We start from the raw sequence: 12619 nt of genomic DNA, 5'->3' as shown, positions 1-12619 counted from the left end.
CTTCTCGACAAGAAAGAGTGGGGGTGCGTAGAGACGCGATTAATCGCGTCTGTAAAACAACCAATGCCCAATGAATGCCCTTTTTGTGAAAAATCATGAACAATTGGTTATCTACCAGATCGTATTCCTCTTACTCCCTATTAGGAGCAGCTACTGATAGTAACTCTATCTTTCCTCCTATCACTATACCTACTAAATTTCCTGTAGGTAATATTCCTAATGTCTCTCCGATCCTGATCGTCCAATCTTCTCCGTTATCAATTTAAAAGTTATGAAAGGTAGGGATTGGCTACTAAGGGGGGACGGTCAGTATCAAGCTTGTAAATCTGTAAGAGCCTGGGATTTATTGAGAGAAAATTACCGCCTTTATCGGTTTTTAACTGAGGTGGAAGATGTTCTCAATAGCGGGGATGATGAAGTCAGTTGTCTGCCAGAAATTCGGATGCTCGTAAGGCGCTTGATCGTAAATTCCTACTGGGTACGAAGTCAACGTTTAGAGCCTTCACCCAAAACGGGAACCTCTGTTTTACTCCTATACGATGAATTGGGTTTTCCCTTGACTGTGCAAACAGTAACATTTGCACCAGGAACCCGATCAAACATTCATAATCATGGGACGTGGGGAATAGTCGCGGTGTTAAAAGGTCAGGAAAAAAATACTTTTTGGCGACGCACTAATAGCCCCGAATTTCAGGACAAAATTGAAGCAACGGGAGAGGTAACTCTATCCCCAGGAGACATTATTAGCTTTACTCCCGATGCAATTCACTGTGTAGAAGCAGTGGGTGATGAACCAACTGTGACTTTTAATATCTACGGTGAAACCGATCCGAATGAGAGATTTGAGTTTGACCCGATTAAGTATAGTGCTAAAAACTTTTAGCATCACGCAGTAGGGGCGCACTGCCGTGCATTGGTGTCAACTTAACGCTAAACCCACTTGATGACAACGTTTTGCCCTCACCCCCAGCCCCTCTCCCTTGGGGAGAGGGGAGCTAGATATTCAATTCCCCTTCTCCCTTGGGAGAAGGGGTTAGGGGATGAGGGCGTGAGGGATTTGCAAAACGCCTGTCCGATATAGTTTTCGGCTTAAGTTGACACCAATGACAGCCGTGCGTCCTTACAAACGAATCGTATTCTACTAAGAGGTAGTTAAATGGCAAGAGTAATTTTCTATAGCAAACCAGGCTGTAAAGGTGGTACTAAGCAAAAAGTTTTGCTCACAGCTGCCGGTCATGAAGTGATACCATGCAATCTGCTAACAGAATCTTGGACAGTTGAGCGGTTGCGTTCATTTTTTGGCGATCGCCCCGTAGCCGAATGGTTTAATCCTTCCGCCCCCAAGGTAAAATCTGGTGAGGTGGTTCCTGAAAAAGTGGATGAACAAACCGCTTTGGCGCTGATGCTGAAAGAGCCACTGTTAATTCGCCGTCCTTTGTTAGAAGTAGGCGAACAGCGGGAGGTAGGATTTGATGTTCAAAAGATTGATACTTGGATTGGCTTACAAGCTGTGGATGAATCTTTGCAAGAAATCAGCGACAAGCTTTTGAAGCAAGATTTGCAAAACTGTTCCCACGGTCATGGTCATCATCACCATAATCATTAGGGTGGCTGTAACCATCATGGTGAACAACATCAAAAGCAAGCAAGCTTAAGTTATTAGACTGCTTGCATGAATCAAAAGCCCTCTCCCAAGCTTGGGAGAGGGCTTTTGAAATTGGCTCTAGTCTTTAGCTAACTTGTTGTTGGATGTGTAGTAAACCTTACTACCAGTATCAGGTACAAAATGGCAGCTAACACATGAACGCCATAATGACTTCCAAATAGGTTCTTCCGATTTGTGGAAATACTCACCCATCACTGGTTTTATTGCCTCAGTTGCCTTCAGTAAATTGTAGTGAGGGATGTTAAGGAATATATGGTGAGCAACATGAGTACCAATATCGTGATGGATATGATTAACCAAACCATAATCACGGTCAATACTAGAAATTGCACCTTTCAGGAAAGTCCAATCTTCTCCACGATACCAGGGAATCTCTGCCTCAGTGTGGTGCAAGAATGTCACCAAATCTAGCCAAACTATGAATACAAGATAGGGCACAGCATAATATTTCAGCAACCACATCCAACCCCATTGGTAGGTGAGGAAACCGAGCAAGCCTACCATACCAATCAAAAGTACAGTACTAGTGAGGACATCCCATTTTTCTGATGGCTTGAAAAGTGGACTGCTGGGCAAAAAGTGCGAGCCTTCTTTATTAGGAGAACGCTTAAACAAATATACAGGATAAGCCAAGAGAAAAACATAATACCTGCCTATCTTTTGGGCTAAGGGCATCTCCTTATATTGTGATTCTGTCACAGGATACCAGCTTTCATCGTTATCGATATTGCCAGTATTTTTGTGATGGGTTCTATGGCTGATCCGCCAACCATGATAAGGAACAAGTATTGGTGTGTGAGAAAGATGTCCAATCAAATCATTGAGCCATTTATGCTTAGAAAAAGATTGGTGTCCGCAGTCATGCCCAACTACAAACAAAGCCCAAAACATCGTTCCTTGCATTAGCCAGAAAATCGGGAAGAAAAGCCAAGAATCCAGGTAATTAGCTACTGCATAAAGCAAACCGATAATTAGGATGTCACGAAAAAAGTAAAAAAGTGATTTTGTTACATTGGGCTGAAAGCATTCAGCGGGGATTGCAGCTTTTAAATCTTGAAGAGTGAAAGGTAATTTAGTGGAATCCTCAGACGTTTCGCAGCCAGGAGGATTGTTGAACGTGATGGTATCTAATTGCACTGGATTCTTTTGTTGGATATAAATCGGAACTTTATTTGAGACAAGATAATCTCACTTCTAGGATGCCCACGAAACTAGCGATCGCTAACACCAAAGAAGATAATTTTTGGCAATTTAGCTAACAATTTTTAGTTAGTAAAAAGTTGCCAAATTCTATTTAAACACAGCATGATAAACGCTCTCGTTGGTTCAAGAGCGTGAGTGTAGTCACAGTGCTATTTATTGCTCTGTATAATGTTCGTCGAAAGTCTTATAGCCAACATCAGTTGTGTATAGTTGACATTGGTCTGTAATTTGCTTCATTAAAGGCCAAGAAAACTGACACTCATCATGTAGATAAGGCTCCCAATTTTCTTTGATGCTGCTGTAAGCTAGCCGCAAATTATAAGAAGGAATCGCAGTGGAAATATGATGAGGGACATGAACATTGATATCGTGGCACAAGACTTCTACCCAACGTGGATAATCACAATGAATAGTTCCAGATAGCTGTGCTAGAGCTTCGTTCCACTTGTTCGCTGTCGCAAAAGGAACATCTGCGGCAGTGTGGTGAACAATAGTAAAAGTACTCATCCAAAAATGGTAAATCATCCAGGGTACTAGCCAAAATTTGACAAATCCCCAGATACCAGTTGTGGCGATAAGAGTCGGGAAAGCGATCGCTGCAAACACAACTACTACAGCTACAGACAGCTTGATACTCGATTGGTCTTTCGTTTTGAAGTTCCGCCAATCAAAATGCACCACAGCCCAATGTCCAATGGAACCTACCCACCAGAAACGTTTACGCATGAACAGTTCAAAAGCAGACTGTCGGGTTTTATCCCAATTTTCAAACACTTCTGGTCTAATTGGATGCCAAGCATTGTCCTCATCCAGCTTGTTGGTATGAGTATGGTGATAATTATGCTTAATGCGCCAACTATGAAAGGGGTAAATTAACGGCATCATGAAGAAATGCCCTACCAAATCATTTACCCAACGACGTTTGGCAAAAGACCTGTGACCACAATCATGGCCAATTACAAAAAAACCTGTTAAAGCAGTGCCCGTAAAAATCCAAGCAAGGGGTAAGAGAAACCAAGGAGTGATAATCAGGCTGTAATAGCCCAAGGCGACTGCCAAGACACTCAGTAGGGCTTGTGTCCAAGCTTTGCGACGGTTCTGCTGAAAACATTCGCGTGGCAGGGTTTTGACAATATCTTTGAGCCGAAAGTCGGAATTACTAGGCTCGTCACTTAGTTTCTGGCTATTAATTATTGATGTAGTCATGGACACCTAAAAAACAACAAACTCCTCCACCAAGTCACCAAAAAGTAACTTGCCGTAAAAATTCTTCACATTAGCGCTTCGGATTATAGCAACCTAACCGACACAAGCGCACCCGTAAATAGCTTTTTGAAAAGTTAGGAGTAAAAAGTTATGAGTGAGGAGTGAGGAGTTAGGAGTTTAGATTCTTAACTCACGCCTGATGTGAATTAGAAACGCTCCTTGTCCCACAAGGATTTCTGGGTCTGCCAAAAATCATGGTTTAAGAAAAGTCGACGGCAAAATAAAAATTCCAACGCCTGATTCCCATTGAACGTAACTCCTAACTCCTAACTCCTAACTCCTAACTCCTAACTCCTAACTCCTAACTCCTAACTAACTTTTGTTGGGGCCAACTTCACATTAGTAGCCAGACCAACTGCTTGTAGCAATTGAACTGTCATCCAGGTTAAATCGATTTCCCACCATTCCAGCCCATGACGAGCTGAGTATTGAAAGGCATGATGGTTATTGTGCCAGCCTTCACCGAAAACTAGTACAGCTACCCACCAGCAATTAGTCGAGCGATCGCCAGAATCATAGCTCTGATAGCCAAATTTATGAGTAGCGCTGTTTACCAACCAAGTGCAGTGGTAAACCCAAACAATGCGAACAAAAATTCCCCAAATCACAAAGGGCCAGCCACCCAGAAGCAAAAGCAATACACCCAGAGCAACCTGGATCAAAATGAAATATTTTTCTAAAAACTGATAAACTGGGTCTTCGGCAATATCTTTGGTGAAACGAGGAACATCAGCGTGAGCGGGACAATAGTGAATCAGCCAATCCATGTGGCTCCACCAAAAGCCTTTATTAGAATCATGGGGATCGGCATCAGTATCAGAGTGTAAATGATGGATACGATGTGTTCCTACCCACTCAATTGGGCCTCCTTGACATGAAAGTGTGCCGAAGAAAACCAAGAGATATTCTAGCCACTTGGGAGTTTGAAAACTGCGGTGGGTGACAAGGCGGTGAAATCCTAGAGTAACTCCTAAGCCACCTGTTACCCAGTACAGCAAGAAACCTACACCAACTGCCGTCCAGTTAAAGTTACCAGGAACAAAGGCAAATAAAGCGCCAATGTGCAGTCCAATGAAAAACAGGGTATTAACCCAGTTAACTTGAGGTTTGGTTGAAGTAGCAATTGTCATGCAGTAACCTGAATTTGAATTTTCCAGCCTAGTCTGCGGGATCTTAAAATCCGCATATCTATAATCTTAATTTTTTTGAATGAGGAACTGATGAACAGCTTAGAACAGCTGCGGCAAGCAGAACAGGCACTATTAGAAATTTTTTCTGGAATTGACACTCAGGTCAAGCATAATCTAAAACGAGTGCTGGATGCTTTTCGTAATCACCGTGTGGGCGCACACCACTTTGCTGGTGTAAGTGGCTATGGTCACGATGATTTAGGACGAGAAACTTTAGATAAAGTTTTTGCCGAAGTTATGGGTGCTGAAGCTGCGGCGGTGCGAGTGCAGTTCGTTTCGGGAACTCATGCGATCGCCTGTGCTTTGTTTGGTGTTCTCCGTCCTGGAGATGAAATGTTAGCAGTGGTCGGTTCTCCTTACGATACGCTTGAAGAAGTTATTGGTTTACGAGGTCAAGGTCAAGGTTCCCTTATCGAGTTTGGCATAAATTACCGCCAATTGGAGCTAACCCCCGAAGGAACTATAGATTGGCAAGCTTTAACTACTAGTGTGGCTGAAAACACTCGTTTAGTGTTAATTCAGCGCTCTTGTGGCTATTCTTGGCGTCCTAGTTTATCAATTGCCGATATTGAAAAAATCGTTCATTTAGTCAAACAGCAAAACCCAAACACCGTTTGCTTTGTAGATAACTGCTACGGCGAATTCATTGAAACCAGGGAACCCACAGCCGTAGGTGCTGATTTAATGGCGGGGTCATTGATTAAAAATCCTGGTGGTACTATTGTCAGCACTGGCGGTTATGTCGCTGGTCGCGCCGACCTAGTAGAAGCATCCGCCTGTCGCCTCACTGCTCCCGGTATCGGGAGTTACGGCGGTGCTACTTTTGACCAAAATCGCCTGCTGTTCCAAGGTTTATTTCTCGCGCCGCAGATGGTGGGAGAGGCGATGAAAGGGACTTATCTTACTGGTTATGTATTTGATAAACTTGGTTATCCAGTAAATCCTGCTCCCCTAGCTCCCCGTGGAGATGTAATTCAGGCAATTAAACTAGGTTCTGCTGAAAAGCTAATTGCTTTCTGTAAAGCCATACAACAGCATTCTCCGATTGGTTCCTACTTAGACCCTGTTCCAGATGATATGCCGGGGTATGAGAGCCAGGTAGTCATGGCTGGGGGGACGTTTATTGAAGGGAGTACTTTGGAATTATCAGCAGATGGGCCTTTGCGTGAACCGTATGTGGTTTATTGCCAGGGTGGGACTCATTGGACTCATGTAGCGATCGCACTCGAAGCTGCGATCGATGCAGTTGGCAGTATCGATAGACAGAAAAAGGGAGAGTAATGAGCGATCGCCATAATCCTACTACTGCTACACGCCTGAATGTCTACACCCAAGGTCAAGGATTCCCAATTTTGGGCTTACATGGTCATCCTGGTACTGGTCGTAGTCTTTCTGTCTTTACCAATCATTTATCAAAACGCTACAAAACTTTTGCCCCTGATTTACGTGGATATGGCAAAAGTCGCTACAACGGCAATTTTGAGATGAATGACCATTTGACTGATTTAGAAGCGCTGCTAGACCGCTTAGAGATTGAAAAGTGCCTAGTATTGGGATGGTCACTTGGGGGTATTCTGGCAATGGAGATGGCATTACGTTTACCAGAGCGTGTTACTGGGCTGATTTTAGTGGCAACAGCTGCAAAACCCCGTGGCAGTCATCCTCCTATAACTTGGCAGGATAATTTATATACTGGCATTGCGGCGCTATTGAACTATATAAAACCGAGTTGGCAATGGAATATTGAAACTTTTGGTAAGCGATCGCTTTTCCGCTACTTAATCCAACAACATACATCTACCAGTTACAATTACATCGCCAAGGAAGCAGTACCGGCTTATTTGCAAACTTCTCCTGCTGCTACTCGCGCTCTCTATAGTGCAATTCAATCAGGATACAATCGGGTTTTAGATTTGCAACAAATACAATGTCCCAGTTTAGTACTTGCTGGTGAACAAGACCGCCACATTACATCTGATTCCAGCTTACAAACTGCTCAACATCTCAAAAATTCTCAGTGGCAGTGCTATCCCAACACCGCCCATCTTTTTCCGTGGGAAGTTCCCCAGCAGGTGCTAAATGATATTGACCATTGGCTCGAAGTTCATCCGCAGGTAATTGGTAGTCAATAGTCTAAATATTTAATATTAAAAAAAATATTTAAAAAAATTTTGACTATTGACGAAGAAGAAAAGGAAAGGGAAGATGTGGTGACGCGATGAGTGAAAAAGACGCAATAACCCCCGGTGAAAGAATTTTCTGTGTCTTTATATCTTTACGTCTTTGCATCAGAGTCTCCTTTTCATTCTCTGGCCTAACTTAAATTTGACCGCCAAAGGCAGGCTGTACTTTGCGGTCAAATCTTTCCCCCAAGTCGTCAGCAATTGTTAAGTTACTAGGTTTACAACGCTTGACGTTCACAATAATTCCCGTAGCTCCTTCGATCTCCAAATCTTCTATGTATCCTTTGCTTGCTAATTTTGCATCAGAAGAACTTAGAAATGGCCCGAAGTAATACGTGCAACGGGGATTCTGCGTCACAATCTCTACCCACCAAGCCAAGCCGATGTAGTCGAATGTGTTAATTAACACTTCCTTGAGGTTATGCCAAATGGTTTTCATGGTTTTCGCCGATTTATAAACGTCTACAGGGTGTTAAACGATATTGTGCTTTATTATCTTTTACATTTCTTTATACTCTGTTACCGTTATTTTTTCAAAGAGATTTTTTGTAATTTATCTAAGTGCAGCGTATTTAGCGATCGCTGGCGATAAATCTCATAAAGCGCCATACCCGCTGCTACAGAAGCATTCAGGCTGGGTGTCTTACCCTGTAGAGGAATCGATACTAAAAAATCACAGGAGCGTTGAGTTAACATACCCAGACCTTCACCTTCTGAGCCGATTACCAAAACGATTGGGCCAGTGAAATTGACTGTATGCACAGGTTCGCTACCACTTGCAGCAGTACCGTAAATCCAAAAGCCAGCTTCTTTTAATTCTTCTAAGGAACGGCTGAGGTTGACAACTCTAGCTACAGCAAAATTTTCTAAAGCACCTGCTGCCACTTTCATAACGGTGGAAGTGATCCCAGATGCCCTTCTTTGGGGAATCACCAATCCTTGAGCGCCTATTGCTTCGGCAGTGCGAATAATTGCTCCCAAGTTGTGGGGATCGGTAATTCCGTCAGCGACGACAATTACAGCATCGGTTACAGATTTGCACTGCTCAATTAGATCGGGCAATTCGGTGTAAGCGTAGGGAGCAATTTGTGCTGCCACACCTTGGTGATTAGCGCCGTTGGTGAGATAGTCTAAACGCTTGGGTTCAACTTCATCTATAACTGTGCCATTTTCCTTTGCTTGCAAGAGAAAATGGTGAAAGCTGGGATCGTACCGCAGACGGGTAGTAATCCATAGACGGTTGAGATTGCGCTGATTTTGCAATGCACTCAATACTGGATGACGACCGTAGATGAGATCGTTATCTTCTTCCGTAGATTGTGTAGATACAGATGGCTGGGAGAAGTTATTATTTCTTTGCCGGGAGTTGCCATAACTGGCGTTGCTATCTATTTTCCTGGGATTGCGATTCGGATTAACAACAGAGATGGTGTTGCCATCTACTTTTCTGGGATTGCTGCGAGTTGGATTCTCAACAGAGATGGGGTTGCTATCTACTTTCCTGGGATTGCGAGTTGGATTCGCAACAGAGATGGGGTTGCTATCTATTTTCCTGGGATTGCGAGTTGGATTCGCAACAGAGATGGGGTTGCTATCTATTTTCCTGGGATTGCGAGCCGGATTAGTAACAACACGTTTACCTTTAATTTTTACGGGTTGTCCACGATTGGGTTCGCTAGAAGTCTTGACTTTTCTGGGTTTATCCTGCATTGGAGTTATGAATATAGCGTATGGTTGATCGTTCCGATTACCTCAATTTTTTGAACCTAATCTAGTGTTGTGGCTACTGCGAAATTGAGTTTTCACTCTTTTTCTAGATGAAGTATTTGCAACAGTTCGGTTAGACGTTGGTAATCGGTGATATATAAGTAGCCTATTAAAGTTTCTAGACTAGTTGCCTGTTGATAAATTTCGGGATTAAGTCGCTTAGGGCGTCCTGTTGCGGCGTTTCTACCCCGTCGGACAATTTCTAATTCGTTATCCCTGAGATGAGGAATTAGCGATCGCAAATGTAGCGCTTGTGTTTCTGCTCTTACCTGCTCCACTACCAGACGATGGTAAATTCCTGACCGCTGCAATGGCAGCAGATAGAACATTCTAACATACAACTCATAAATTGCATCCCCTAAATATGCTAAAGCACTAGGAGAAATTTGTTGCACTTGTGAGAGGGAAATCTGTTGGAATGGTCCTGTGGTTGCCAAGAGTGCTTCAGTCCAAGACAAGCTCTGTTTGAGAGTTTCATCTTGTCCATCTAATAGCTCTTCCTCCTGTGACTTCACAAATAAATCATTCCTTGACGGGCTACATTTGGCAGGCATTCTTCGCAAAGACTGATTTTTCTGAAGTATGCCATGATAGTATACTTAGCATAATCAATACTATCAAACTTACTTCCTAATTTCATCTTTTTGATTGAGAGTTGGCATTTTAAATCACCCTGATGTCAACATCTATAAAACCAAATTTCGCCTACTTCTTGTGGTCTGCGCCTAAGACAGGGTAAAATTTTGACATCAAATTCACCCTTTCACTTGGTAGCATTGCCATGCTTACTGAGTAAACGACAAATTTTAACTATACAGCATCGAGTCAAGTCTATCTATAAACAAATCTGCTGGCTTTGTATTTCTTACAAATATCTCAGACTTGATTATTTATCAAAACAGAATTCAGGAGTCAGAAGTCAGAATGGGCTAAACGCCCCGCTACCGCTAACATAATGAATTTTGAACGAAAGAGCGGATAGCGCAGCGTTAGCGAGTTTTCGAGCGTCGCGTCTTGATTCTGACTCCTGAATTCTGACTTCTGAATTCTTCTTCAACCAATATTCTAGCCAAGGATTACATACCCAAGAGTTGGGTGTTTATATCTTTAGTTATTACTCAACTTTAAACATAATAGCTCAACTGGCTTTATGCCTCTCCCACAAGGAGAGAGGTTTTCTGCCAGAATTTTTAAAAATTAAGCTATCCGATATTGAATCTGGATAGCAAAATTTAACTCTCAGATCGAGCAATCAAGACTACTTGACGTTTTCTAGAGCGTCTTCAACTGATTTTTGCAGGGAGAGAAACTTCTCTAGGCGAACAAGCTTGACCGTTTGAGTTACGCGGGCATTTGTAACAATTTGCAAAGTACCATCGGCAGTTTGAGCCTGCTTGGCTAGCTGCACCAGAGCACCCAAGCCAGAGCTATCAACAAAATCAATTTGTGAGAGATCCAAAATAATGTGCTTAGGACCCTCGTCTATCTTGCTGCCAAGTGTCTTGCGAAATGTCGGCTCAGAAAAAGCATCTAACAAACCTGTGAGGCGGAATAGCTGACAGTTATCCCGGACTTCACGAGTGCCTCTCAGGCTAACGGTTAGATTTAGTGGCTCAGCAATAATTCCCTCCTCATGAGTTAAAGTGAACGCTCAAGTATAGATGGTTTTTGAGCATATTGTCTACAATCTGCTGGAATAGGGTACTGGGCACAAGAGGCAGAGGGGCAGGGTGCGGGGGGCAGAGGGGCAGAGGGGCAGAGGGGAAAGAACTTGTAGAAGAACTCTCCCCTGCTCCCCTGCTCCCCTGCTCCCCTGCTCCCCTGCTCCATTCTCCATTTTTACCTCACCTCTGCCACGGTTTGACGTGCTGTTCGCATAGCTTGAACAAATTGCTCAAACAAGTAATCAGCATCGTGTGGGCCAGGACTAGCTTCTGGGTGATACTGTACGGAGAACACAGGTAGAGATTTGTGACGTACCCCGGCAATGGTGCGATCGTTTAAGTTTAGGTGGCTAATTTCCACAACTGCTGTAGGTAAAGAATCTGGGTCAATAGCAAAACTATGGTTTTGGCTAGTAATTTCTACCCGTTGTTGTAAACCGGCAGGCTGATTCAAACCACGATGACCAAATTTGAGTTTATAGGTTTCTGCCCCTAGTGCATGACCTAAAATTTGGTGTCCCATACAAATACCAAAGATGGGTTTTTCACTTAACAGAAGTGCTTTGGCAGTTGCAATCCCTTCAGTGACGGCAGCTGGATCGCCAGGCCCATTAGAAAGAAACACACCATCTGGATTGTAATTGAGGATTTCTTCTGGTGGTGTATCAGCAGGTACAACAATTACCCGACAACCATAACTTACTAAGCGACGCAAGATATTGCGTTTAACGCCAAAGTCAAGGGCAACAACGGTAAAGGCTTCACTAAGATTTTCCGTCGCTTCAGCGTTGAATTCCCAAGCTGGAATTGTGGGATCAGACCATTCATAAGCCGTTGGGGTGGTGACTTCACGAACCAGATTCAATCCTGCCATATTGGGGGCTGCTAGTACCTGCTCTAGCAATTCCGCTTCATCGAGAATGGTTGTAGAAATGCCACCGTTCATGGCTCCGAACATCCGAATTTTGCGTGTGAGGGCGCGGGTATCGATGCCGTAGATCCCTGGCACATGATTTTGTTTGAGGTAGTCAGGTAAAGATTGTGTCGATCGCCAGTTACTTGGACGCTGACAAATATTGCGGGCGATCGCACCCCGCACTTGGGGCCCATCTGATTCTTCATCTTCCAGATTTACGCCAGTATTCCCCAATTCAGGATAGGTAAAAATGACAATTTGACCACGGTAACTAGGATCGGTCAAGACTTCTTGATAGCCGGTCATGCCAGTGTTGAACACCACTTCTCCGATCGCGGTTCCCGTCGCACCAAAAGACCAACCGCGATAAGTGGTTCCATCTGCTAGGACAAGTAAAGCTGGTATTGCTGCGTCAGTCAGGGGCATAGTAGATTAGGGATTGGGGATTGGGGATTGGGGATTGGGTACTGGAGATTGGGTACTGGGGATTGGATAGAGAGGTACAGGGGGGGAAAACTCTACTCCCTTTCTCCCTACTCCCTTGCTTCTTCCCTAGTCTCTAATTCCTAGTACCCAATACCCAGTCCCCAGTACTGCGATTGTTAATTATCCCATGAGTTGAGCAATTGGGAGTTTTTAAGATAGTTAATTAAAATTAAAAGGGAATTGGGCGTTGCATAATAGAGGGATGAATTGAGGTCTTCTACTGTGCATTGTCCATACTGCAAGTCTACTAGGATTAGAAAAAATGGTAAACGCCGAGG

General features: G+C 43.6%; 12 protein-coding genes. 4 read left to right on the top strand and 8 right to left on the bottom strand.

The genetic code is table 11. The annotated features are described in order from the left end of the window. The first annotated feature begins 271 nt into the window (after positions 1 to 271). Positions 272 to 883 (top strand): cupin, encoded by a 612-nt coding sequence (locus tag V7K61_RS07535; RefSeq protein ID WP_335052361.1) that lies wholly within the window; start codon positions 272 to 274, stop codon positions 881 to 883. Positions 884 to 1156: 273 nt separating this feature from the next. Beyond that, positions 1157 to 1606: an ArsC/Spx/MgsR family protein gene (locus tag V7K61_RS07530; protein ID WP_334838862.1), complete on the top strand. Its 450-nt coding sequence runs from the start codon at positions 1157 to 1159 to the stop codon at positions 1604 to 1606. A 117-nt stretch (positions 1607 to 1723) separates the two neighbouring features. Here the strand turns inward: V7K61_RS07530 and V7K61_RS07525 are convergent, their stop codons facing one another. The 3 genes from V7K61_RS07525 to V7K61_RS07515 all read right to left on the bottom strand — a co-directional run bounded on the left by V7K61_RS07525 (position 1724) and on the right by V7K61_RS07515 (position 5265). Then, positions 1724 to 2803, bottom strand: a complete 1080-nt coding sequence (locus V7K61_RS07525) for a fatty acid desaturase (RefSeq protein ID WP_335052359.1) — start codon at positions 2801 to 2803, stop codon at positions 1724 to 1726. A gap of 219 nt (positions 2804 to 3022) precedes the next feature. Then, the gene (locus V7K61_RS07520; protein ID WP_335052357.1) at positions 3023 to 4075 is read right to left on the bottom strand and encodes a fatty acid desaturase; all 1053 of its coding nucleotides are present in this window, start codon (positions 4073 to 4075) and stop codon (positions 3023 to 3025) included. A 368-nt stretch (positions 4076 to 4443) separates the two neighbouring features. Then, on the bottom strand, positions 4444 to 5265 hold the full coding sequence (locus V7K61_RS07515) for an acyl-CoA desaturase (protein WP_335052355.1): 822 nt from the start codon (positions 5263 to 5265) through the stop codon (positions 4444 to 4446). A 90-nt stretch (positions 5266 to 5355) separates the two neighbouring features. Between V7K61_RS07515 and V7K61_RS07510 the strand changes: the two genes are divergently transcribed. After that, positions 5356 to 6606 carry a methionine gamma-lyase family protein gene (locus tag V7K61_RS07510; RefSeq protein WP_335052353.1) on the top strand — a complete coding sequence of 417 codons (1251 nt, stop codon included), beginning with the start codon at positions 5356 to 5358 and terminating at the stop codon, positions 6604 to 6606. Continuing rightward, the gene (locus V7K61_RS07505) at positions 6606 to 7457 is read left to right on the top strand and encodes an alpha/beta fold hydrolase (RefSeq protein WP_335052352.1); all 852 of its coding nucleotides are present in this window, start codon (positions 6606 to 6608) and stop codon (positions 7455 to 7457) included. Before V7K61_RS07510 ends, V7K61_RS07505 begins: the two co-directional genes overlap by 1 nt. A 187-nt stretch (positions 7458 to 7644) precedes the next feature. Here V7K61_RS07505 and V7K61_RS07500 read toward each other — a convergent pair whose 3' ends face one another. The 5 genes from V7K61_RS07500 to carA all read right to left on the bottom strand — a co-directional run bounded on the left by V7K61_RS07500 (position 7645) and on the right by carA (position 12281). Continuing rightward, entirely contained in the window at positions 7645 to 7947 is a 303-nt protein-coding gene (locus V7K61_RS07500; RefSeq protein WP_335052350.1) for a DUF1816 domain-containing protein, read from the bottom strand. Between the two features lie 86 nt (positions 7948 to 8033). Further along, positions 8034 to 9218 (bottom strand): 23S rRNA (guanosine(2251)-2'-O)-methyltransferase RlmB, encoded by a 1185-nt coding sequence (gene rlmB / locus V7K61_RS07495; protein WP_335052348.1) that lies wholly within the window; start codon positions 9216 to 9218, stop codon positions 8034 to 8036. A 92-nt stretch (positions 9219 to 9310) separates the two neighbouring features. Further along, positions 9311 to 9790 (bottom strand): Mini-ribonuclease 3, encoded by a 480-nt coding sequence (locus tag V7K61_RS07490; RefSeq protein WP_094352729.1) that lies wholly within the window; start codon positions 9788 to 9790, stop codon positions 9311 to 9313. Between the two features lie 743 nt (positions 9791 to 10533). Continuing rightward, positions 10534 to 10899, bottom strand: a complete 366-nt coding sequence (locus tag V7K61_RS07485; protein ID WP_084227153.1) for an STAS domain-containing protein — start codon at positions 10897 to 10899, stop codon at positions 10534 to 10536. A 215-nt stretch (positions 10900 to 11114) separates the two neighbouring features. Further along, a complete protein-coding gene (gene carA, locus V7K61_RS07480) occupies positions 11115 to 12281 on the bottom strand; it encodes a glutamine-hydrolyzing carbamoyl-phosphate synthase small subunit (RefSeq protein ID WP_335052346.1) in 1167 nt (388 codons plus the stop codon). Between the last annotated feature and the right edge of the window lie 338 nt (positions 12282 to 12619).

The sequence above is a fragment of the Nostoc sp. genome, assembly GCF_036918015.1.
Lineage (GTDB): Bacteria > Cyanobacteriota > Cyanobacteriia > Cyanobacteriales > Nostocaceae > Nostoc.
Note: the sequence above shows the minus strand (reverse complement) of the source record. Positions and strands in the feature narration are given on the sequence as shown.